This is a genomic window from Sulfurimonas sp. (assembly GCF_019429335.1).
Lineage (GTDB): Bacteria > Campylobacterota > Campylobacteria > Campylobacterales > Sulfurimonadaceae > Sulfurimonas.
In genome coordinates this window covers 13,337-35,263 of record NZ_JAHYJB010000008.1, presented here as the reverse complement: position 1 = coordinate 35,263, position 21,927 = coordinate 13,337, and the positions used below count along the sequence as shown (strand labels likewise).

The following is a 21,927-nucleotide window of genomic DNA, read 5'->3' as shown; positions in this document are numbered from 1 at the left end:
GTTCGTTTCAGTGTGTTACATCTAGTAGTTAGCAATCAGGTTAAACGTAAAAATCTTATCGGTTGATGTTTTACCGGGAAGAGCGGGTTTGTTCGTATAGTCTATCTGGTAAACAATACCTGCAGAAAATATATCCGTCAGCTTGTTATATACTCCTGTCTTTGAGTAGATAAAATAGTTTTGTAGGTCAGAAAACTCTGATCTGTAGCTTAGTGTCTGGTGAAATTTTAGATTTTGAAGAAGCTGCAGGTTATAAACACCTTTTAATCTGTATGCAGCGTAGCTTCTGACATGTCCGTCATTTAGGCCTATGCTTCCAGCGGGGTATGGGTATTTAACAACATTGCCGTTAAGCGTATATGTATCTTCTATCTCGTCTTTTGAGTATAGAAGGTTTCCATCAACCGCCAAATCTTGCACTTCATCTTTTATTGCTATATATTTAGCGCCGGGACCTGTATAGAATTGATATGCAAAACCTGAAAACTTATCATCTTTATAACCTGCAAGGTAGTTCATAGAGAGTCTATCGGATAGTTTGTAGTCGTACAAAAGTTCTGTAAGAAGTCTGTTTTTGTTCTCTATGCCATCCTCGGTTCCGTATTGCATTAGCAGTATTGCCTCAAGAGAGTGAAGGTCCCAGCTGTTTGTAATCTTCGCATCAACATTAAAAGCCTCTGTGTCAGTATTTCCAGAGTTTGCCGTATATCCTACCTCTGCAACCGCCTTAAACGCGTAATCCTCTTTCGGGAGGCTCTCTTCAAGAGATTTTAAATTCTCATTTAATCTCTTGATTTTCTCTTTGGTAATCCGTATCTCATCTTTAATGTCTTCTGGATTTTGTGCAACTACGAAAGTAGCAAGAACAAGCAGAGCAACAACTGTTTTAAACATTTTCAATCCTTTTTGCGTGTACATCCATCTGCGGAAACGGAATCGTTATCCCTTTTTCATCAAACGTAACTTTTATTTTTTCTAACATGTCAAAATAGACATTCGAGTAATCGTTGTTATTGACCCATACGCGAAACGTGAAATTTACGCTGCTTTCGCCAAGTTCGCTAACTGCAACAAGCGGCTCAGGTTCGAGTAAAACTCTCTCATCCTCTTTTATAATCTGATTTAACACCTCTTTTACATACTTTAAATCATCGCTGTAGCTTACACCAATGATATGCTCAACACGACGAGTAGGCTTGTTTGAGTAGTTTGTTATATTGGAGTTTATAACAGCGGAGTTTGGAATCATTATGGTTTTGTTATCGGGTGTAGCCATTATGGTTGAGAAGAGATTTATCTCCTCTACTTTGCCCGAAGTCCGCGCAGCTTCTACAAAATCCCCGACCCTAAAAGGTCTGAATATAATTATAAGAACCGCTGCGCCGATGTTTGAAAGAGAGTCTTTAAGAGCTAAACCGATTGCCAAAGACGCTGCACCAAATATCGCTAAAAATGATGTGGTGTTGATGCCAAGAGCGTTAAGAGAAGCTATGATAACAACTATTAGGAGCGCGAAATAGATAACATTTTCCAAAAACTCGACTAAAGTCAAATCCAACGCGGCTTTTAGCATTATTTTTTTGATAAGCGCGGTGATTTTTTTCACTCCCCACTTGCCGACAAAAAATATAGCCAGAGCAGCGATAATTTTTAAACCGTATTGAGTGCCGTAAAGAAGAATTAAATCACTGTATTTTGATATATCCATTTTGTCCTCCCTAAAATTTTCGGAATTATATCAAAATTGGAATTAAAGATTTTTGTTTATTTATATATTTTATCTATTATTTTTATAATCTGATGATATTTTTCTACATGTAGGGATTTTATGTCGTTGACTAAATCTCTATATTTAAGGTAGTTGTTCCAGACTTTCTTTGCCTGCTCTGTTTTACCTTTTTTGCGCAGTTCAAAACTGACAGAAGCGTTGATAAATCCTTTTAGAAGTTTTACTTCATCGCTATCTTCAAATCTTCTCTCATACCAGAGGGCTTCCAAATCTTCGTGTGCATCGTAAAAGTTTTCGCTCTGGAGATTTTGGATAAAGAGTTCAAGCTGCTCCTCATGCCTACTCATCCAAAACGCTCATGTTGATACGCCAATAGCCTCTGCCGCCTCTAAGAGATATGCAGTGGTGCTTTGGAAACCTCTTTTTATACTCATCAAGTCTGTTTAGAGTTGCTTTTCCGCTGTCGCAGTAAAATACGAAAACGCTTCCCTCTGGCTCATTTTTTAGTTCATAAGGGTTGTAGATAACAGTGTTTGCATTTTCAATCGGCGATAAAACAGTATCTATAAGAACCACTTTTATCCCCTCTGCTTCAAGCCTCTTTTTGTTTTGTAAAAACTCTTTTTGCGTCCACTCGTTTGGAAATTCCATATCAGCCCTCATGTGCCTTTTTTGATGTTGTCAAAACCGCAGCCGCGGTTAAAGCAGCGCCTAAAAAAACGATACTGTAGCCAGTCGGCAAGTCATAGAAGTATGATAGTGTAATTGCGCTTATACTAAAAAACCATCCAAAAAAGAAACTGCCCAGCAAAGGTTTTTTAAAGTTTAGAGACAGAGCTACAAAAGGCGGTGCGATAAGAAGCACAAAGACCACAAAAACTCCAGCAAGTGCAACCGAAGAGGTAACGGTAATGGCAAGAAGCGAGAAGAAGAGAAGCTCTTTTAAAAAACCGCTGAGTTTTGGATAAGCAAAGTATAGCGCGAGTGCTATAAATGAGTATATAACCGCACTCTTTGCAACTTCCATGGGAGGGGTAAAAAGTATATCGCTTGCAAGAAGCGATTTGAAGTGATCCATCCCCTCTGCGGAGTGAGAGAGAACCATCATGATGCCGCTTGCGCCTAAAACATAAAGTATCCCGATGAAGGCTTCAAGATGGAGTTTTCTTGTCGAGGCAAAGGCTATAAGAAATGCGCTCAAAAGTGCAAAGCTAAGTGTTAAGAGATAGAAGTGCTCATTATGAAAATAGCCGAGACTTATAGATGAGCCAAGAGCTGCAAACTGGGCAATTGCAAGGTCTGTGAAGATGATACCGCGTTTTAATATCTCCATGCCAAAGTAGGAGTGAAGCATAACAAGGATAATAACAAGTGCGATGGGAACAAGCAGAATATCTGTCATTTTATTGCACCTGTGAGATAGTCAAAGAGCGCGCTCAGGTTGTCGATATTTTCAAGCGCTTCTATGTCGTGGGGCATTAAAACAACCTTTATCCCAGTTTTTTGGCTTATAAAATCGGCTGTTTTTGTTGAGTGGTAAACATCATGCAAGATACAGCAAGGATTCTCTCTTTTTATAAGCTCTATCGTGTTGATAGTATGTTTTGAAGATGTAGGAATTCCGGGAAGAGGCTCAATCGTTCCTATGTTTGTAAGCCCATACGCTTTGTTAAAGTAGGCAAGATTATCATGAAACTGGATAACTTTTAAGCCATTTTTATCGCTCATCTTTTGGCTCCACTCGCTCATCTTTTTATGCCACATATCTAAAAAAACAGCAAAGTTTTTCTCATAAACATCCCTATGCTCAGTGTCTATTGAGATTAAAAACTCTTTGATGGTATTTGCAAGGAGCAGAGTATTTTTTGGGTCAAGATGAAAGTGCGGATTGCCGTCTGGATGGATGTCTCCATCTTTTCTATCGACCTCGCTAGGCTTGTTTATAAGCTCAACATGGTGAGAGAGGTTTAAAAATGTTGCAGATGATGGCGAAGTTTTCGGGTTGCCTGCACGGTTTATGAGCGGAGGAAGCCAGCCAATCTCAAGCTGTCCGCCGTTCATGATAAGCGCATCTGCATTTCTAACTTTTGTTATAAGAGAGGGGCGTGGGATGATAAAGTGCGGGTCCCAGTTCCCCTTTGCTAAAACAGTAGTCGTAATATGCTCGCCGCCTATTGTTTTAGTAAGCGCCCCAATGTATGGGTAACTTACCGCGATATTTAGATGAGCTAACAGTGTTAGCGGCAGTAGTGTTATAAGTGTTAGTAGTTTTTTCAAATGTACTCCAATCTGCCTCAAATGAGGCTAATAAATTTCTTATATAACCTTACGAAGCGAATGATTCTGCAACGGAAGGGTCAAATCTTGTTGTGCAAGATTTGGGGTACCCACCGTGAAGCCTAAATGAGCGAGTATGTGTTATAAAAGATTTTCTAATCAAAAACTATGAGCACCATGCGCGCCGATAGAGATATTTGTTTGAAGAATGATAGTGCTTATCTTCTCTCTTTGACCTGCTTCGTTGAACATTGCATTATCTTGGCTGTATTGAAGTCTAAATCTTGCGAACTCACTTGTGTGATACTCTGCCATCGCCGTATATTTGTCAAGTCCGTTTGGCTGTTCTACATTCAAACCGTTTGAAATTACGTCATTTTTGAGTATTGTGTCGTATCTCAGACCAATTTTCCAGTTTTTGTCATGCGTATATATAAGTTGTGAGTAGAGACCGCTCTGTTTTTTAAGCATCAATGGCGAGCCTGTTATGTTTCCGTCCACATCCAGCGTATACTGTGTACCGTCAAGCTCTCTTTGCAGGTATTCGCTCTGCCATTTTATAGAGCTGTATGAATCCAAAGAGTGCAAAAGTACAAGATCTGCACCGTATAGTTTCGCATCGCCTGAAAATGCGTGCGGATTCTCTTCGTCTGTGCTGTGGTCAATTCTTGATGCACCCTGCGCATAGGATATGCCGCCGAGGATTGTCGTGTCGCCTATATCGTGAGATGCTTTTATGTAACCTACATAAAGGGTTGGACCATCTTCGCCCTCTGCTATCGGGTTTTCAACGTCGCCGATAGTCTCTTTGCCGAACATCTGTTCATTTTCGCCCTGAAGTATCTCAAAACCAGCCATAAGGTAAAACGGAGTCGGAGCCGTCCACTGAAGCTGGGCACCTACTTCATTTATACCGTGCATTCCTAAAAACGACTCATATACAAGAGGCATATCCGCAAAATCCCATGCGTGGTGGTGCTGTTCGTTCAGGTAGCCGAAGTTTGAGTTAAACTTTCCGCCCTTCAGTTTTGTGTCGTATCTAAGAGCATTTGAGGTAAAGAAAAGCTCTTCAATCTCGACACCGTTCTCTGAGAAGTGAAATATACCGTCCATAGTAAAAAATGGGTCTACCGAACTAGATAACACAAGCTCTGCATAGTTTAGATTAAATCCGTTCTCTGCGTTATAAGTCGCATGATTGCTATCCCCGTGTGTATGAGAGCCTAAAAGCCCATGAGCCACACCGGGAACTTCCAAGTGCCCAACTTCATCGTCTTTTACATTTCTATCAACATAAGAGGCATCCATAACCAAAGAGATGTCTGGAATAAACTTTGACTGATCAAAAGTTCTTTTTTCAACAGGAAGTACATCCGCACCATAAACTAAAGCCGTGCATAGTGCGCTTGATAATAATATTTTTTTCATAATTTTCTATCCTAATTATTTATAATTTTTTATTTTTGTAATGATTGTTTTTAAATATCTTTCATAGAGATACGAAGCGAGCGATTCTGCAGCGTAGCGAAGCCTAAGCAAGCGAGTAATGTGCTATGAAAGAGTTATTTTAATTGATTTAGGATATTGAGGGAGGGGCGCGTGTTTGGTTTGAATTTGCTTTTACATATAGATATGTGATTTGGTTGTTTTGAGCGATATTTTCAAAGTGAAAAATCTCAACATCTGAGACTAATTTGACTGCATCGCCTGAGACTAAATTGTTATTAACGGTACAGATTAGACAGGTTGAGCTGTCATTGTGCTGAATGTGCTTTACTTCATGGATTGCCGTAAAGCTTGTAACAATGGCAAAGAGAATGCAAAGCAGTACGTTAAATTTCATCGGCGAAATTTTACCACAAATTTATAATATTATTGAAGTCTGCTTTAAGCTAGCCCAAACTATGATAGTGTCTATATAGTGCTTGGGAGTAGGTTATGTTTCATACTAAAAGCGTAGAGGAGACTCTACGTGATTTGGAGTGCAGTGCAGAGGGTCTTAGCAGCAAAGAGGCCTCCATGCGCACTGCAAAATACGGCAAAAATATTTTGGCTCAAGCGAAGAAGCGCACTCTGTTTGGCATATTTATTGAGCAGTTCAAAAGCCCTGTTATCTATATTTTGTTTGTTGCGGCAGCTATCTCACTTTTGATTGGGGAGTACAGCGATGCCGGTTTTATAATGACGGCACTTTTAATAAACGCGGTAGTAGGGACATATCAGGAGTATATTGCCGGTGAGAGAGCTGATGCTCTTAAAAAAGCAATCAAAACCTTTGTGCAGGTTTTAAGAGATGGACATCGCGCTCAGATAGCAAGCGAAGATATAACGGTGGGGGATATTGTTTTTTTTGAATCGGGCGTCAAAGCTCCAGCCGATATAAGGCTCCTTGAGGCGAATGAGCTTCAGATAAACGAGTCTCTTCTTACGGGAGAGTCGCTTGAGGTAAGTAAAGATTTTAACTACATGTCAAAATCAGGTGATGAGCCAATCGGAGAGAGACAAAATATGCTCTACGGCGGCTCTATGGTTACAAAAGGGAGGGCAATCGGAGTCGTAACGGCGGTGGCAGGTGAGACTGAGGTCGGCAAAATAGCCTCGCTTTTGGCTTCGGACAGTGTGGCAAAACCGCCATTAATGCTCAGAATGGAGAAGTTTTCTATAAATATCTCCAAAATAATTCTCGGTGTCGTACTGCTTATAATTATTCTAGGCGTCTATCAGGATATGCCACTAAAAGATATATTTTTTCTCACGGTTGCACTCTCCGTATCAGCTATACCAGAGGGGCTTCCGGTGGCCATTACGGTGGCACTCAGCGTGGCAAGTGCACAAATGAGCAAACGAAATGTCATAGTGCGGAGACTCTCAGCCATTGAGGGACTAGGTTCATGCACACTAATAGCAAGTGATAAAACCGGGACTATGACCCAAAACAGTCTTAGCGTTGAGTATTTTGTAACGCCCGAGAAGGCGTATAACCCTGATGAGTATATCAATAAACATCTGCTTCTTGGCGCAAGGCTTTGCAATGAATCTACGCATCACGTAGAGGATGGCGAGCTGATTTTTATAGGTGACCAGGTCGATATTGCACTTGCTAAATACGCTCTGGCTTTGGATGAAGAACTTTTCAAAAAGCATGAAAAGAAAAAGGCTATAAATGCCATGCCGTACGAGCCTGTGAACAAATATTCGGCAATGAGCTATGAGATTGAGTCCCAAAAGGTACATTTTATCAAAGGTTCTCCGGAGATAATACTTCGCATGTCTACACTCGGCGAAGATGAGATTGGAGCCGTTTTAAAGCAGGTGGATGAGTGGGCGGCAAAAGGGTTTAGAAATATTGCATTGGCATATAAGGTGAGCGATGAGGATGGCATCGCAAAGGAGGGTTATACGTATAGCGGATTTGCGGCGATAACCGACCCGCTCCGCGAGGGAGTAAAAGAGGCTGTAAAAACTGCTAGGGAAGCGGGAATTAAAGTTGTAATGGTAACGGGAGACCATCCAAATACCGCATTTTTCATAGCAAAAGAGCTAGGAATTGCGACAATCAGGGATGAAATAATTGACGGAGTGGAGATTTCCAGTTGGATGCAAAGAGGAGCGCATAAAGAGGAGATTGCAGATAAACGAGTTTTTGCGCGTGTATCACCGGAGCAAAAGCAGCTTATCGTAAAAGCATTTCAAAATCTTGGGCACTATGTAGCAGTTACTGGAGATGGCGTCAATGACGCACCTGCACTGAAGTTTGCTAATATCGGGATAGCAATGGGAAAAAGCGGTACGGACGTTGCGCGTGAATCGAGCGATTTGATTCTGACCGATGACTCATTTGGCTCCATAGTCAACGGTGTAGAGGAGGGGCGTGTGGCGTATGACAATATACGCAAAGTAATTCATCTTCTCATATCTACGGGAGTCGCAGAGATTGTGCTTGTTCTGCTCTCAATTATATTTTTTCTTCCAATCCCTCTCCTTCCCGTACAGCTTTTATGGCTAAATCTGGTTGCAAACGGTTTTCAAGATGTTGCACTTGCCGTTGAAGGCGCGGAGTCGGAGGTGCTAAAACGCAAACCGCGTAATCCAAAAGAGTCTATATTTAATAAAATTATGATTAGTAGAGTGGCGGTAGGCGGCTTGTATATGGGTATTTCCGCATTTATAGTCTTTTATACTATGCTGGAATTTGGTTATGAAGAAGAGAGTGCAAGGAATATTACTCTACTTTTGATGGTGCTCTTGGTAAACGTGCATACGTTTAATTCACGCAGTGAAAATAGTTCTATTTTTAAAATCAATCATGCCAGAAATATTTTTTTATGGATATCGGTAATTGCCGCGCAGGGTGTTCATATGATATCCATGTACACCCCTTTTATGCAGTCGCTGCTTAGTATTGAACCGGTGGATTTAAAGATGTGGGCAACACTGCTTTTAATTGCGCTTGTGCTTGGCGTTGTTATGGAACTAGAGAAATTTTTTAGAAAAAAATTATCGTCATGAAGATATTTCATCAAAAAGTTCTTTTACCTTTTTTAATTCTTTTTCTGTAAGAGTGCCGAGTTTTTCAATGAACCTGTCATTGTCTATGGCTCTTATTTGAGTGATGACAATGTCAGAATTTTGCTTTAAATCATCTCTTTTTTCTATTCTCATTCGTATCGGCTGGGCATCATCTATAAGTGAAGTTGTCAGAGGCAGTACAATTGTAGTTGGGTAATCACTGTGGTTTAATTCATTATTTTGATACACAACTACAGGTCTGATTTTGCCCATTTCATTATTTTTTTTGACAGGGTTGAGGTTTACCAGCCAAATTTCACCCTTAGAGACCATCATCTAAAGTGCCCTCAAAATCTTTGTACTCATTTTTATCGCTATTTTTTGTCTTTTCAACAGCCATTAAAATTCGCGATTTTTTAGTTTTCTCAATATTTGCCGCGTAATAATTAATAGCATCTCTAATGACATCACTTTTCTTTTTATGTAATACATCTGATAATCTGTTTAATTTACTCTCAAGAGCCTCATCAAGCCTAACTGTAGCAGTCATTTTAGTCTCCTCTATTTTGTAATACGGTATTGTATTACATTTATTCTTTTTAACAACTTATCCTAAAGCCAGCTTCTCTTCTAGGTCTGCTACGACTTTGTGCATCTTAAAAAGAGAGTCTGGATTTAGCGAGATTGAGTCAATCCCCTCTTGAACTAAAAACTCCGTAATCTCTGGGTAGTCTGATGGTGCCTGACCGCAGATGCCAATGTATTTTCCTCTCTCTTTGCACGCTTTTATCGCCATCTGTAACATTCTCTTAACTGCTTCATTTCTCTCGTCAAATATGTGGGCGATTTTCGCACTCTCTCTGTCGACTCCAAGAGTGAGCTGTGTCAGGTCGTTTGAGCCGATTGAGTAGCCGTCAAAAACATCTAAAAACTTTTCAGCTAGTATCACATTCGCGGGAATTTCGCACATTGCGTATATTTCAAGTCCATCATTTGCTCGGACTAGCCCTTGTTTGCTCATAATCTCTATGACTTTTCTTCCCTCATCAGGCGTGCGAACAAACGGAATCATTATTTTGATGTTGCCAAGCCCCATCTCTTCGCGCACTCTCTTTAACGCTGCACACTCCCACTCAAAAGCCTCACGGTAGCTCTCATCATAGTATCGGCTTGCCCCTCGAAAACCTATCATCGGGTTCTCTTCCTCTGCTTCATAGAGAAGTCCGCCGAGCATATTGCGGTACTCGTTGCTTTTAAAGTCGCTTGTTCTGATAATGACTGGCTTTGGGTAAAAAGCAGCCGCAATCATCGCTATGCCTTCGCTCAGTTTATGGACAAAGAACTCTTTTGTGTCAGTGTAAGGCGTCATAAAAGAGCGTATCTTCTCCTCGTCTTTTACACTCTTTCCTTTGTGCATGTCAACAAGCGCCATCGGATGAGCGACTATGGAGTTGTTCATGATAAACTCCATTCTGGCAAGCCCCACGCCGTCGTTTGGCATCTTTGCAAAGTTAAAAGCTTCTGCAGGATTGCCGACATTTACAAAGAGTTTTGTTTTTGTAGCTCTTAGCTCTTTCATATCTACGGTCTTTACAAAGTATGGAATCTCTCCCTCGTAGATATACCCCTCATCGCCCTGTGCACAGCTTACGGTTACCATTTGGCCATCTTTTAAAACAGTAGTTGCATCGCCGCATCCAACAACAGCAGGAACGCCTATTTCACGTGCAACTATTGCGGCATGACATGTTCTGCTTCCGCGGTTTGTCACAACGGCGGAAGCCTTTTTCATGATAGGCTCCCAGTCGGGATTTGTCGTATCCGCCACCAAGATGTCGCCCTCGTTAAATCTCTCAAACTCCGTTGTGTCATTTATGATGGTTACTTTGCCGGAGCCGATTTTATCCCCTACTGCCCGACCCGATGCTAAAATATTTGCACCTTTTGCACTCTCAAGCGAGTAGTGTTCTATGGAGATACTCTGGTCTAGTTTGCTCATAACTGTCTCAGGTCTTGCCTGAACAATGTAGAGTTTGGAGTCGTTACCGTCTTTTGCCCACTCAATATCCATCGGACGTCCGTAATGCTCCTCTATTATAAGAGCCTGCTTGGCAAGTTCCATCGCTTCACTGTCGCTTATGGAGAAACTTTTTTGCTCCGCTTGGCTTGTCTGGACATTTAGGGTATGGATGTTTTCGCTGTATAACATCTTCTCTTTTTTACTCCCCAAAGAGCGTTTCAAAATAGTGTTGATTCCGTTTTTTAGAGTCGGTTTAAAGATGAAAAATTCATCGGCGTTTACCCGCCCGCTTACCACATTTTCACCCAAACCCCAGATGGAGTTTATAAGGATTAGATTTTCTGAACCGCTCTCGGTGTCTATGGTAAATATAATCCCGCTTGAAGAGATGTCGCTTCGAACCATCTTCTGCACGCCGACCGAGAGAGCAACTTTAAAATGGTTAAATCCTCGGCTTGTACGGTAGCTGATAGCTCTGTCGGTAAAGAGTGAGGCAAAGCACTTTTTGACGCTTAGAAGAAGCGACTCCGGAGTGTTTATATTTAAAAAAGTCTCTTGCTGTCCCGCAAAAGAGGCATCGGGCAAATCTTCCGCCGTTCCTGAAGAGCGCACCGCTACGTCAACCGCATCTGTATTGTATTCGTCACATAGAGTTTTGTATGCCTCAAGCAGCTCATCAACAAGCGCTTCTGGAAGGTGTGAGTTTAAGATAAGTGTACGCACTTCAAGGCCGCGCTTTTGAAGGTTATTTGTGTCGCTAATATTTAAATCATGCAAGATGTCGGCTATTTTCTCTTTTATGTTGTTCTCTTGCAAAAGGAGCCAGTAGGCATCGCTTGTCGTAGCAAAACCGTTTGGAATATTTACACCCTTTGGAGTGAGTTTTTGGTACATCTCTCCGAGTGAAGCATTTTTGCCGCCGACAGTTGGAACATCATTAATGTTTAGTTCGTTGAAAAATCGTATATATTTCATGAGGCTGCCTTTTAGCTGAAAATCGTCTATATCTTAGCATAAAATGATAATTTTTCTACATGTTAGAATTTTATTAAAAGTAAAATCTGGATAAAATGCAGCTATTTTAAAATATAAACATTAAATAATTACAGGATTAAACTAGATGAAAATAGCAATAGCGGGAACAGGGTACGTCGGACTTAGCAACGGGATACTTCTGTCTCAACATAACGAAGTGGTAGCACTTGACATTATCCCAGAGAAAGTGGAGATGCTAAATAGAAAAATCTCTCCTATCGAAGACAAAGAGATAGAAGAGTATCTTTTAAGAGACGACCTCAATTTTCGCGCAACTCTGGATAAAGAAGAGGCTTACATGGGGGCTGACTATATCATTATTGCAACTCCTACAGATTATGACGCGCAGACAAACTATTTCAATACGAAAAGCATAGAGTACGTAATTGCCGATATTTTAAGCATAAATCCAGATGCCGTGATGGTTATAAAATCAACAATCCCCGTAGGCTATGTAAAGAGCCTAAAAGAGAAGTTTAAAACGGACAATATCATCTTCTCTCCAGAGTTTTTAAGAGAGGGTTTGGCTCTTCATGACAACCTCTACCCAAGCCGAATTATTGTCGGAGAGAAGAGCAAAAGAGCGGAGAAATTTGCAAATCTTTTAGCAGAGGGCGCCATCAAAAAAGATATAGCGATTTTATTTACGGACAGTACCGAAGCCGAAGCGATAAAACTTTTTGCAAATACATATCTTGCCATGAGAGTTGCATATTTTAACGAGTTAGATAGTTATGCACAGACACACGGACTAGATACAAGGCAGATTATAGAGGGTGTCGGACTTGACCCGCGCATAGGAACGCACTACAACAACCCAAGTTTCGGATACGGCGGGTACTGCCTGCCAAAAGATACAAAACAGCTTCTTGCAAACTATGCAAATGTGCCATCAAATATGATTGAGGCGATTGTAAAATCAAACAGCACAAGAAAAGATTTTATAGCAGATAGCATCTTGGCAAAAAAGCCAAAAATTGTCGGAGTTTACAGACTTGTTATGAAAACAGGCTCGGATAATTTTAGAAGCAGTGCTATTCAGGGGATTATGAAGCGCATAAAAGCAAAAGGCATCGAGGTTGTTATCTATGAACCTGCATGTCAAGAAGATGACTTTTTCAACTCAAGAGTCATAAAAGATTTGGATGAGTTTAAAAAGATGAGCGATGTTATAGTGGCAAACAGGTTGAGCGATAGCATTATGGACGTAAAAGATAAAATTTATACTAGAGATATATTTAATAGCGATAGTTAAGAGGATTTTGATTTGAAGATATTAGTAACAGGAACAGCCGGCTTTATTGGCTACCACTTGGCAAAAAAATTGTTAGAACGCGGCGATGAGGTAGTGGGATTAGACAATATTAACGACTACTACGATGTAAATCTAAAGTATGCAAGATTAGCAGAACTTGGGATAAATGGTCATTGTGAGCGTAGCACGGCAATCTTATCATCAAAGTATCCAAAACATAAATTTATCAAAGCTAGTCTTGAAGATACACAAACCATAAATAACCTTTTTGAAACCGAAAAGTTCGACGCAGTTTGCAATCTTGCCGCGCAAGCGGGTGTAAGATACTCCATAGAAAATCCGCATGCGTACATTCAAAGCAATGTAGTTGGATTTTTAAATATTTTGGAGGCTTGCAGAAACTTTGGTGTAAAAAACTTAGCATATGCAAGCAGTTCATCAGTATATGGACTTAACAAATCACACCCTTTTAAGACATGCGACCATACGGACCACCCGGTAAGCCTCTACGCAGCTACTAAAAAATCAAATGAGATGATGGCGCATTCTTATGCTCATCTTTACGGCATTCAAGCAACGGGACTGAGATTTTTTACAGTTTATGGCGAGTGGGGAAGACCCGACATGGCACCCATGCTCTTTGCCGATGCAATTTTAAACGACAGAGCCATAAAGGTATTTAACCACGGCAATATGAGCAGGGATTTTACCTACATAGACGACATTGTAGACGGAATTATAAAAGTTATAGATAATCCGGCAACTGCTCTCATTGCGAGCGAAGCGTGGCAATCTAAAAACCTCCCAGCCGACCGCTCAACTGCACCTTACAGAATTTACAACATAGGAAACAACGCACCTGTCCAGCTTTTAGACTTTATAAAAACACTTGAAAAGTCACTGGGCAAAGAGGCGAAGAAAAACTTTATGGAGATGCAAGACGGCGACGTGGTCTCTACTTATGCGGATGTAAGCGGCTTGATGAATGACTTTGGATATAAACCTGATACTTCTTTAGATGTCGGAGTTGAGAAGTTTGTGAATTGGTACAAAAGTTTTTATGGAAACTAAATGTAAGAGCATTTGACGGGGCAGGCAGAGACTCTTCACTCGCTACGCTCACTCAGAGTGACGGGAGAAGTGCGCTCACTCAGAGTGCCCCTTTTCGTCATCCTGAGTGCCCCTTTTCGTCATCCTGAGTGCCCCTTTTCGTCATCCTGAGTGCCCCTTTTCGTCATCCTGAGTGCCCCTTTTCGTCATCCTGAGTGCCCCTTTTTGTCATCCTGAGCGAAGCGAAGGATCTCTCTCATAAGCTCAAGTCAAAATTTTGTTATAATTTATAAAACTCAAAAAGGCAAACACATGCAAAAACAACCTGCTGTCTATATGCTTACTAATAAGTCAAATCATGTTTTGTATGTAGGGGTTACATCTAATTTGATTAAAAGAATTTATGAGCATAAAAATCATGTCGTTGAAGGTTTTACTGCAAGATACAATGTAACAAAGTTAGTCTATTTTGAGCTTTGCGATGAGATGCAAACAGCAATCACAAGAGAAAAAGTTCTAAAAGGATGGAAAAGAAGCAAAAAAATAAATCTCATTGAGAAAGAAAATGCAACTTGGCAAGATTTGTATGAAGATTTGATATAACAGCTAGAGACTCTTCACTCGCTGCGCTCACTCAGAGTGACGGGTGTTTGTCATCCTGAGTGCCCCTTTTTGTCATCCTGAGCGAAGCGAAGGATCTCTCTTGGACTTCAGCAGAGACTCTTCACTCGCTGCGCTCACTCAGAGTGACGGGAGAAGTGCGCTCACTCAGAGTGACGGGAGAAGTGCGCTCACTCAGAGTGACGGGAGAAGTGCGCTCACTCAGAGTGACAAGCTTTATTGAATGATGGCTCAAGCAACTCAACGACAAATTCTCAAAAAATTAGCAGAAGATTATAAGCGAAGCATTCCTTGGGCTAGACAACAAATATTTTAGTCTCATTTGTAACCACTATTTTGCTATTATATATCATTATAAAGTTTGTAGATTATAAAAAAAGCTTTTGAGTGATATGGACCAAGATAAATGGCAAAGAAAAACAAGAAAAACTCTAAGATAAACCAAAAAATAAGAAAATATTTTGACGACGACCCGTTTGATATTGGGGTTGCAAGAGTAAGCACACAAACGCTGAGTGAGCTCTTTAGCTTTCTTGGCATCTACGACATCGACCAGAGCAGAGATATGCTTATTAAGATGGCAAGAATGTTGTGGAGTGAGGCGGATAGCCACTTTCGCTCAGACATTTTAAACTTCTTTACACATGAGGGCAAGATTTATAAATCGCCCGTTTCAAAAGAGCCAACTCTTGAGAGAGAAGATAAGATAGACGCACTGATAGATGAGCTGCATGTAAGCCACGAGGAGGCTAGGCTGCTTCGCGAAGCTTTTATGGACGTTAGAAGCAAAAAAATTACCATAGAGAAGATGGAGTCAAAGCTACGACACATAAGATATAATCTGAAAAAAGAGCGCGTTCAGAAAAAAGTTGACGGAATTTTTGACATCGACGACTCGTTGGAGTTCAACGCCTCGCTCCATTATGTTCTATATGGACAGAGTTTTCACAAAATTTTGACGCTTAATACCAAAGTTTACGACTACGACTACCTTCAAAACAGCGAAGAAGAGCTGCTTGTTAAAGAGATAAATGAAGAGAAGGAGCGTGTAGTTGCATTAAAGCAAAAAGAGATAGAGAACTTTATAGCAAATCTTAGTGACCCGCATCTGTATCTGACTCAAAAAGAGATAGTAAGCTCGCTTCGTGTAACGCCTCCTAAAACCAAGGTTTCCTATCCGCTTATAAAAGAGAGCATTCTCTCTAGCATTATTTCAGGAGAGCTTGGAGACGTTGAGACAGAACTTCATGACGAGGAGCTATTGATACGTCTTGAGCAGAGCCTAAAACTGCCGCATTCAGACAAAAATCAGCCATATGTTTTAGAACTGCATGTTGAACTGAATTCGCTTCTAGAAGATATATGGAAGGGCAACGGATTAGATTTTAGCGATGTGATAAACGACTCCAAAAAAGAGCATGAAGAGCAGTTTTTAAGTGACTTAAACTCTTTGGTTAAGGAGTGCAACTCTTATGCTGCTCTGCTTCATTTGACTCATGCGGTGCTCTACTCAAAAGTTTATGAGGCTCTGTTTGACCTGTTGCCCTCATCGCTGAATATCTCGCCGAAAATCGCGCGAAAGACAGTTAAAAGATTTGCACACTCCATCCATGACGAGATAGCAAAAAAGCAGAGATACGAACTGCTCGCACGCACAATCAGGGATTTTAAAAACCTTTTTCCGCTGGCACGTGACATGAGAAGAAAATTGACACTTCACATAGGTCCTACCAACAGCGGAAAGACATATCAGGCTATGCAGAAGTTAAAGAGTGCAGATACTGGATATTACCTTGCACCGCTTAGACTCTTGGCGTTAGAGGGTTTTGAGGATTTAAAAGAGAGCGGTATTGAGTCCTCTTTGATAACCGGAGAGGAGCAGATTGTCAGTGAAGATGCCTCGCATATAAGCTCAACCATCGAGATGGTAAACTTTGACGTTGATGTAGATGTCTGCGTAATCGATGAGGTACAGATGCTAGAAGACCGCGACCGCGGCTGGGCATGGGCAAATGCAATTATAGGCGCGCCTGCTAAAGAGGTCATAATGACAGGTTCGCCAAACGCAAAAGAGGCGATAGTAGAGCTTGCTAAGTATTTGGGTGAAGAGCTTGAGATAATAGAGTTTGAGAGAAAAAATCCGCTAACACTTTTAAACTCACCTGTTAGTGAAAAAGATGTGGAAGAAGGCACGGCAATCATCGCATTTAGCCGAAAAGACGTGCTGAGGTTAAAACAAACATTCTCCAAATATTTCAGTGTTAGTGTTGTTTACGGAAATCTCTCTCCAGAAGTCAGACGTGAAGAGGCAAGAAGGTTTCGTGCAGGCGAGACGCAGATACTCGTTGCTACCGATGCTATTGCGATGGGGATGAACCTGCCCATAAAAACCATTCTTTTCTCAAAAGCCGAGAAGTTTGACGGAGTAAATGACAGAAGCCTTCTGCCGAGCGAAATTCATCAGATATCTGGTCGCGCGGGAAGATTCGGGCTTCATGAAGAGGGTTATGTAGGAGCCTTGAGCGGTGATGTTTTGAGTGTTATACAAAAGAACTTTCATAAAGAGGCGAAAAAGATAACAGTGCCTTTTAAAGTGATGGCAAATCTTGACCATATCAAACTTGTCGGTAATATTCTTGAGGAGAAGTCACTGCATGAGATTTTGATGTTTTTTGTAAAAAATATGGAGTTTGACGGCCCGTTTATGGCAACAAATCTTGATGACATGCTGGAGACCTCTATCTTGGTTGACAGTTACGATCTCGATATTGCTACAAAGTACCATCTAGCTTGTGCGCCATTAACTCTAAAATCTCCATATATCGTTGCGGCTTATGAGAGCTATCTGGCTTCACTTGAGAAGAGGATGCCAATACATTACAATATCGTACCACTTGTCGGAAGTTATGCGCAGACGACTGATGAGCTGCTCCGTGCCGAGGATATGGTAAAAGAGATTTCACTCTATCTCTGGCTGAGTTACCGCTTTAGCGACTACTTTATCGATACAAACAGAGCCAGAGCATCAAGAGGGATTTTAAATAAATTTATAGAAAATTCGCTTCAGCAGAGCCAGCTTGCCACAAAGTGCAGAATGTGCAATGCTCCGCTGCCGCCAAACTCACCATACGGAATCTGTCAGGCATGTTTTAAGAAAAACTATGCGGGACGCGGGATAAGCAATAAAGGTTATAGAAAAACGAGAGACAGATAGCTAAAAAACTATAAGACACAACGGAAAAATAGTGGAAGAGACAAAAAACAGTACCAAATATTTTGTGTGGATGATTATAGCTATGCTTTTTTGGGGTGTTGCGTGGACGGCAGGCAAGGTCGCGGCTGAACACTCAAACGCGCAAGTAGCGGCTTTTTGGCGATATGCCGTCTCATTTATAAGCATAATTCCTGTTGTGTGGTTTTTAAAAACTCCCCTTAAAACAGATAGAGTGGGATTTTTGTACATGTTACTTGCAGGAGCACTTACCTCGCTTTTTAACTACCTCTTTTTTGCAGGTCTTAGCCATGGAGAAGCTGGATACGGCGGCACGATGGTTACCTCTCTTGCTCCAATCATTACTTACATGTTGTCTATATCCCTCTTGGGCACAAAAGTCTCGCTTAGGCAGGTTACAGCGCTCTTCATTGGTGTTTTGGGCGCTGTGATTCTTCTTCGCATACCTTTTGATGGATTTGGGTTTTTTGATGTTCAAAGCTCATACTTTTTAGGGTGCGCTTTTGTCTGGTCGCTTGTAACGGTTATCTCGCAAAAGGCCTCTTCAAGAGCGCATTTGATGTTTTACACTTTTGTTGTTTTTGGAGTTACGGCTTTTATAAATATGCTTTTTGCTCTGCCGTACGCGCCGTTTGATTTTGAAGCGTATGATGCTGTTTTTTGGATGACTATAATTTTTATCGGAGTGATTCCGGGAACATTCAGCACCGCGCTCTATTTTGTCTCAGCAGGAAAAGTCGGAGCGCACAGAACTGGAGTTTTTATGTTTATAGTCCCGATAGGGGCAATAGTCTCAAGCTGGTTTGTCTATGGTGAGGTTGTTGCTCTCTCTACAATTATCGGGTGTCTGTTGGCATTTGCGGCGGTTGTTTTGTTTAATATGAAAAGAGCAAAAAACAGTGGAACATCATAACACTCGGCGGCGATGTGGATGATGCGCTTCTTAGAGAACTAATAGACCACTCTTATGGGCTTGTTTACGATAAACTTACCAAAAAACAAAAAGAGTTACTTAGGTAATGAAAGGATTTTCTATGGATAAAATTAAAAAAAATACACTTGTGTCAATGCTTATAAAGCTTGAAGATGAAGAGGGCAACATAATTGATGAGAGTGAGGAGCTTATGTATATTCACGGCGGTTATAATCAAATCTTTCAAAAGCTAGAAGATGAGCTTGAGGGAAAAAAGATAGGTGATACTTTTCATGTTACGCTCACTCCCGCAGAAGCGTTTGGAGAGTATGATGAGACTTTAGTTTTAAAAGAACTGCTCAAAGATCTGCCTGATGATATTCATGTAGGTGCAGAACTTGACGGCGAAGAGGAAGGAGTGGTTTATGTGGTTGAGAGCATAGAGAAAAAGCACGCAACCCTCAATGCAAATCATGAACTAGCAGGCATCCCGCTCGTAGCAAGCGGCAAGATTTTGGAGATAGAACAGCTCTCGGACGAGGCTGCAAAAGAGCTGCTTAAGGCGGAACATCATCATTAATATTTGGTAACATCGGTATGTGAAATGAAAAAATAACAAGGAAAAATAATGCAAATTTTATCTTCTGCTAAAGAAATTGCACGCAATATCTGTGATTGTATTACAAAATTTGAGAATATTAGTATGTCCGTTGCTTGGGCTTCTGCTAGTAGCGAGGCTTTTAAATTGTTAATAGATAATAAAAAGAAAATTAAATTTTCTACAGTTGGACTACACTTTTATCAGACACATCCTGATTTTATAAAAGAATTTTTAGATGATGAAAGGGTAAGATTTTATAAACAAGAAAACGGTATTTTTCATCCAAAAATTTATCTATTTTGGAATGATGACAACGATTGGATTTGTTTAAGCGGAAGTGCGAATTTTACACAATCTGCTTTATCTAAAAATAGTGAAGTTATGACAATGTTTAACTCAAAAGATGGCAATAATTTTACAGAAATTAAAAACATAATTGATAACTATTATAAAAAAGCTGAAATTTTTAAAAAAGAAGATTTACAAGGTTATCAAAATGTTTGGAATCAAAAAAATATACAAAAGCAAAATCTTGATGATTTTAGTCCAAATGTAATACAAAATCCTTTGTATAAATCACCAATTTTATCATTGAGTTGGGATGAATATTATTCTCTATTGCTAGAAAAAGGCAACCATTTAGATGAGAGGTTAAGACTTTTAACAAAAGTTCGTGAATATTTTAATCAGAATAGTTTTGAAAAGATGACAGAAATACAAAGAAAGAATATTGCTGGTGCGAATAAAATAAGCGATGGAATAAAAGATTGGAGATTATTTGGAAGAATGCCAATACCAGCATTTTTAGGCAGGTTAGCTCCTAATGATCCACAATTACAATATATTTCAGATAGTCTTAAACTTATGCCATTAGATGGAGAAGTTAGTTTTAAAAACTATAATGAGTTTTTATACTATTTTAAAATGGCGGATAAGTTTTTTAAAGATATTGATAATAAGTTTGAAAAAGCTGGATGGGGTTATGGAGTAAGCCCTATAACTAGATTACTTTCAATGAAAAGACCAGATGAGTTTTTTTGTTTAACTGGGGCAAATCAACCTAATTTAATGAAAAATTTCGGAATAAAAAGAGATATTATAAAAGCAAAAAGTTATGAAAGATATTGGGATGAAATTATTGAACCAGTTAGGCAATCCCCTTGGTATAATTCAGATAAACCAACTAATAAAGAAGAGTTAAAAGCTTGGAATGGAAGAGTAGCTCTTATGGACGCTCTATTTTATCTTGAATAAACAAATACCAATATTTAAAGTACGGCATATAGAAATGAAAAAAAATTTATGACAAATCGCAATACTTTTTCTTGCTCTTTATCTTTCTTGCTAATATATTTGTAATTATTTGATTTTTGGAGTACATCGATGATAGAAAAAAAGTTCCCAGACATAGCAATACTATCGCTCAAAGCAAAAGATTTTGCAACGGAAATTACCAAGTACAAAGTAAAAGCTCGAAATATGAGCTGTAAAAGTCAAATCTCAAGTGAACATGTAACTAACAATAAAGCGGTAAGAGACTTGCTCGTCTCTCGTGGAATAGTAAAGATAGTTTGAAATAAGGAAAAAACAATGAATAATCAAATCAAGTCAGACATAATCATCTACAAAGATATAAACGGAGAGATAAAGCTTGATGTATCGCTTGAAAACGATACCGTATGGCTGAGTCAGAAGCAGATGGAAGTGCTTTTTGATAGAGATAAGTCTGTTATCTCAAGGCATATAAGAAATATTTTTAAAGAGGGCGAACTAGATAAAAACTCAACTGTTGCAAAAAATGCAACAGTTCAAAAAGAGGGAAAAAGAGAAGTTAAACGGGAAGTAGAATTTTATAACCTAGATATGATCATCTCACTTGGTTACAGAGTAAACTCTAAAAGAGCCACAAGCTTTAGAGTATGGGCGACCAAAGTCCTAAAAGAGTATCTCGTAAACGGCTATGCTATCAACCATAAAAGGCTGGAGCAAAAAGGGCTTAAAGAGTTAAACGAGACTATATCACTGCTGCAAAATACTATCTCACAAAGCGAGCTTGAACTTCATGAAGCCAAAGGGCTGTTGGATGTAATACTAAACTACTCTCGTACTTGGTCACTGTTACAAGGTTATGATGAGGACTCTTTACATGTAAACATTGAGCCAAAAGAAGCAAAGTTCGTTTTGGATTTTGATGAGGCAAAAGAGGCTATCGCACAACTAAAAAGTGAGCTTATGCAAAAAGGCGAAGCTACCGAGCTTTTTGGACATGAAAAAGCGGGAGAGTTTGGCGGTATGGTGCGAAACATCTACCAAACATTTGGCGGTGTTGATTTACTTCCTAGCGTAGAAGAGAAAGCGGCAAATCTGCTCTACTACATCATCAAAGGGCATCCTTTTAATGACGGCAACAAACGCATCGGTGCTTTTATGTTTATTCTCTTTTTGTCTAAAAACAATATGCTTTATAAAAATAGCGGCGAGCTAAAAATCAATGATAACGCTCTTGTAGCACTTTCACTCATGACTGCCAAAAGCGACCCGCAACAAAAAGAAACCGTGATAAATCTGATAGTAAATATCTTGGGGGAATAGATGGATAAACAACTTTTAGAATTGCAACGTAAAAAATAGCGAAGGAAAAAAATATATCTTCAGACCTTAGTAAATACAAAAACATAAAAAAGC

Annotated in this window: 22 protein-coding genes; 11 read left to right on the top strand and 11 right to left on the bottom strand. The window is 40.0% G+C overall.

What is annotated here, in order from left to right:
- Positions 1 to 21: 21 nt before the first annotated feature.
- From K0A91_RS04785 to K0A91_RS04750, 8 genes are all read right to left on the bottom strand, one after another.
- Positions 22 to 894 carry a DUF481 domain-containing protein gene (locus tag K0A91_RS04785; RefSeq protein WP_295008637.1) on the bottom strand — a complete coding sequence of 291 codons (873 nt, stop codon included), beginning with the start codon at positions 892 to 894 and terminating at the stop codon, positions 22 to 24.
- Complete coding sequence (locus K0A91_RS04780; protein WP_295008636.1) at positions 887 to 1,708, bottom strand: mechanosensitive ion channel domain-containing protein; 822 nt, start codon at positions 1,706 to 1,708, stop codon at positions 887 to 889. Before K0A91_RS04780 ends, K0A91_RS04785 begins: the two co-directional genes overlap by 8 nt.
- Before the next feature lie 56 nt (positions 1,709 to 1,764).
- Positions 1,765 to 2,076 carry a DUF309 domain-containing protein gene (locus tag K0A91_RS04775; protein ID WP_295008635.1) on the bottom strand — a complete coding sequence of 104 codons (312 nt, stop codon included), beginning with the start codon at positions 2,074 to 2,076 and terminating at the stop codon, positions 1,765 to 1,767.
- Positions 2,069 to 2,380 (bottom strand): hypothetical protein, encoded by a 312-nt coding sequence (locus tag K0A91_RS04770; RefSeq protein ID WP_295008669.1) that lies wholly within the window; start codon positions 2,378 to 2,380, stop codon positions 2,069 to 2,071. Before K0A91_RS04770 ends, K0A91_RS04775 begins: the two co-directional genes overlap by 8 nt.
- A 1-nt stretch (position 2,381) precedes the next feature.
- Positions 2,382 to 3,131 carry a metal ABC transporter permease gene (locus tag K0A91_RS04765; RefSeq protein WP_295008634.1) on the bottom strand — a complete coding sequence of 250 codons (750 nt, stop codon included), beginning with the start codon at positions 3,129 to 3,131 and terminating at the stop codon, positions 2,382 to 2,384.
- Positions 3,128 to 4,006 carry a metal ABC transporter substrate-binding protein gene (locus K0A91_RS04760; protein ID WP_295008633.1) on the bottom strand — a complete coding sequence of 293 codons (879 nt, stop codon included), beginning with the start codon at positions 4,004 to 4,006 and terminating at the stop codon, positions 3,128 to 3,130. The genes K0A91_RS04765 and K0A91_RS04760 overlap by 4 nt, the downstream gene beginning before the upstream one ends.
- 159 nt (positions 4,007 to 4,165) lie before the next feature.
- Positions 4,166 to 5,434 (bottom strand): hypothetical protein, encoded by a 1,269-nt coding sequence (locus tag K0A91_RS04755; protein WP_295008632.1) that lies wholly within the window; start codon positions 5,432 to 5,434, stop codon positions 4,166 to 4,168.
- Between the two features lie 148 nt (positions 5,435 to 5,582).
- Positions 5,583 to 5,849, bottom strand: a complete 267-nt coding sequence (locus K0A91_RS04750) for a hypothetical protein (protein ID WP_295008631.1) — start codon at positions 5,847 to 5,849, stop codon at positions 5,583 to 5,585.
- A 95-nt stretch (positions 5,850 to 5,944) separates the two neighbouring features.
- Here K0A91_RS04750 and K0A91_RS04745 point away from each other — a divergent pair, with 95 nt between their 5' ends.
- Positions 5,945 to 8,515: a cation-transporting P-type ATPase gene (locus K0A91_RS04745; protein ID WP_295008630.1), complete on the top strand. Its 2,571-nt coding sequence runs from the start codon at positions 5,945 to 5,947 to the stop codon at positions 8,513 to 8,515.
- Here K0A91_RS04745 and K0A91_RS04740 read toward each other — a convergent pair.
- Genes K0A91_RS04740 through ppsA form a run of 3 tightly spaced genes read right to left on the bottom strand, consistent with a single transcriptional unit; the run spans position 8,510 to position 11,510 of the window.
- Positions 8,510 to 8,851, bottom strand: a complete 342-nt coding sequence (locus K0A91_RS04740) for a type II toxin-antitoxin system PemK/MazF family toxin (RefSeq protein ID WP_295008629.1) — start codon at positions 8,849 to 8,851, stop codon at positions 8,510 to 8,512. The genes K0A91_RS04745 and K0A91_RS04740 overlap by 6 nt on opposite strands.
- The gene (locus tag K0A91_RS04735) at positions 8,838 to 9,065 is read right to left on the bottom strand and encodes a CopG family transcriptional regulator (protein ID WP_295008628.1); all 228 of its coding nucleotides are present in this window, start codon (positions 9,063 to 9,065) and stop codon (positions 8,838 to 8,840) included. The genes K0A91_RS04740 and K0A91_RS04735 overlap by 14 nt, the downstream gene beginning before the upstream one ends.
- Positions 9,066 to 9,122: 57 nt before the next feature.
- Positions 9,123 to 11,510, bottom strand: coding sequence for a phosphoenolpyruvate synthase (gene ppsA, locus K0A91_RS04730; protein WP_295008627.1), 2,388 nt, complete (start codon positions 11,508 to 11,510; stop codon positions 9,123 to 9,125).
- Positions 11,511 to 11,655: 145 nt separating this feature from the next.
- Between ppsA and K0A91_RS04725 the strand changes: the two genes are divergently transcribed.
- The 10 genes from K0A91_RS04725 (at position 11,656) to K0A91_RS04680 (ending at position 21,834) form a co-directional block, all read left to right on the top strand.
- On the top strand, positions 11,656 to 12,825 hold the full coding sequence (locus tag K0A91_RS04725) for a nucleotide sugar dehydrogenase (RefSeq protein ID WP_295008626.1): 1,170 nt from the start codon (positions 11,656 to 11,658) through the stop codon (positions 12,823 to 12,825).
- Positions 12,826 to 12,837: 12 nt separating this feature from the next.
- The gene (locus K0A91_RS04720) at positions 12,838 to 13,896 is read left to right on the top strand and encodes an NAD-dependent epimerase (protein ID WP_295008625.1); all 1,059 of its coding nucleotides are present in this window, start codon (positions 12,838 to 12,840) and stop codon (positions 13,894 to 13,896) included.
- A gap of 291 nt (positions 13,897 to 14,187) precedes the next feature.
- The gene (locus tag K0A91_RS04715) at positions 14,188 to 14,478 is read left to right on the top strand and encodes a GIY-YIG nuclease family protein (protein ID WP_295008624.1); all 291 of its coding nucleotides are present in this window, start codon (positions 14,188 to 14,190) and stop codon (positions 14,476 to 14,478) included.
- A gap of 59 nt (positions 14,479 to 14,537) precedes the next feature.
- Positions 14,538 to 14,723 (top strand): hypothetical protein, encoded by a 186-nt coding sequence (locus K0A91_RS04710; RefSeq protein WP_295008622.1) that lies wholly within the window; start codon positions 14,538 to 14,540, stop codon positions 14,721 to 14,723.
- A 179-nt stretch (positions 14,724 to 14,902) separates the two neighbouring features.
- Positions 14,903 to 17,710, top strand: a complete 2,808-nt coding sequence (locus K0A91_RS04705) for a helicase-related protein (protein WP_295008621.1) — start codon at positions 14,903 to 14,905, stop codon at positions 17,708 to 17,710.
- A 31-nt stretch (positions 17,711 to 17,741) separates the two neighbouring features.
- Positions 17,742 to 18,641, top strand: coding sequence for a DMT family transporter (locus K0A91_RS04700; RefSeq protein WP_295008620.1), 900 nt, complete (start codon positions 17,742 to 17,744; stop codon positions 18,639 to 18,641).
- A 121-nt stretch (positions 18,642 to 18,762) separates the two neighbouring features.
- Complete coding sequence (locus K0A91_RS04695; RefSeq protein WP_295008619.1) at positions 18,763 to 19,221, top strand: FKBP-type peptidyl-prolyl cis-trans isomerase; 459 nt, start codon at positions 18,763 to 18,765, stop codon at positions 19,219 to 19,221.
- A 48-nt stretch (positions 19,222 to 19,269) separates the two neighbouring features.
- Positions 19,270 to 20,496 carry a phospholipase D-like domain-containing protein gene (locus K0A91_RS04690; RefSeq protein WP_295008618.1) on the top strand — a complete coding sequence of 409 codons (1,227 nt, stop codon included), beginning with the start codon at positions 19,270 to 19,272 and terminating at the stop codon, positions 20,494 to 20,496.
- Positions 20,497 to 20,625: 129 nt separating this feature from the next.
- On the top strand, positions 20,626 to 20,817 hold the full coding sequence (locus K0A91_RS04685) for a hypothetical protein (protein WP_295008617.1): 192 nt from the start codon (positions 20,626 to 20,628) through the stop codon (positions 20,815 to 20,817).
- A gap of 15 nt (positions 20,818 to 20,832) precedes the next feature.
- Positions 20,833 to 21,834, top strand: coding sequence for a virulence protein RhuM/Fic/DOC family protein (locus K0A91_RS04680; protein WP_295008616.1), 1,002 nt, complete (start codon positions 20,833 to 20,835; stop codon positions 21,832 to 21,834).
- Positions 21,835 to 21,927 lie beyond the last annotated feature (93 nt).

Excerpts from the sequence above, each read along its gene's own strand:
- K0A91_RS04785 (WP_295008637.1), bottom strand. The coding sequence starts at position 894 with ATGTTTAAAACAGTTGTTGCTCTGCTTGTTCTTGCTACTTTCGTAGTT.
- K0A91_RS04780 (WP_295008636.1), bottom strand. The coding sequence starts at position 1,708 with ATGGATATATCAAAATACAGTGATTTAATTCTTCTTTACGGCACTCAA.
- K0A91_RS04775 (WP_295008635.1), bottom strand. The coding sequence starts at position 2,076 with ATGAGTAGGCATGAGGAGCAGCTTGAACTCTTTATCCAAAATCTCCAG.
- K0A91_RS04770 (WP_295008669.1), bottom strand. The coding sequence starts at position 2,380 with ATGGAATTTCCAAACGAGTGGACGCAAAAAGAGTTTTTACAAAACAAA.
- K0A91_RS04765 (WP_295008634.1), bottom strand. The coding sequence starts at position 3,131 with ATGACAGATATTCTGCTTGTTCCCATCGCACTTGTTATTATCCTTGTT.
- K0A91_RS04755 (WP_295008632.1), bottom strand. The coding sequence starts at position 5,434 with ATGAAAAAAATATTATTATCAAGCGCACTATGCACGGCTTTAGTTTAT.
- K0A91_RS04750 (WP_295008631.1), bottom strand. The coding sequence starts at position 5,849 with ATGAAATTTAACGTACTGCTTTGCATTCTCTTTGCCATTGTTACAAGC.
- K0A91_RS04745 (WP_295008630.1), top strand. The coding sequence starts at position 5,945 with ATGTTTCATACTAAAAGCGTAGAGGAGACTCTACGTGATTTGGAGTGC.
- K0A91_RS04740 (WP_295008629.1), bottom strand. The coding sequence starts at position 8,851 with ATGATGGTCTCTAAGGGTGAAATTTGGCTGGTAAACCTCAACCCTGTC.
- K0A91_RS04735 (WP_295008628.1), bottom strand. The coding sequence starts at position 9,065 with ATGACTGCTACAGTTAGGCTTGATGAGGCTCTTGAGAGTAAATTAAAC.
- ppsA (WP_295008627.1), bottom strand. The coding sequence starts at position 11,510 with ATGAAATATATACGATTTTTCAACGAACTAAACATTAATGATGTTCCA.
- K0A91_RS04725 (WP_295008626.1), top strand. The coding sequence starts at position 11,656 with ATGAAAATAGCAATAGCGGGAACAGGGTACGTCGGACTTAGCAACGGG.
- K0A91_RS04715 (WP_295008624.1), top strand. The coding sequence starts at position 14,188 with ATGCAAAAACAACCTGCTGTCTATATGCTTACTAATAAGTCAAATCAT.
- K0A91_RS04705 (WP_295008621.1), top strand. The coding sequence starts at position 14,903 with ATGGCAAAGAAAAACAAGAAAAACTCTAAGATAAACCAAAAAATAAGA.
- K0A91_RS04695 (WP_295008619.1), top strand. The coding sequence starts at position 18,763 with ATGGATAAAATTAAAAAAAATACACTTGTGTCAATGCTTATAAAGCTT.
- K0A91_RS04690 (WP_295008618.1), top strand. The coding sequence starts at position 19,270 with ATGCAAATTTTATCTTCTGCTAAAGAAATTGCACGCAATATCTGTGAT.
- K0A91_RS04685 (WP_295008617.1), top strand. The coding sequence starts at position 20,626 with ATGATAGAAAAAAAGTTCCCAGACATAGCAATACTATCGCTCAAAGCA.
- K0A91_RS04680 (WP_295008616.1), top strand. The coding sequence starts at position 20,833 with ATGAATAATCAAATCAAGTCAGACATAATCATCTACAAAGATATAAAC.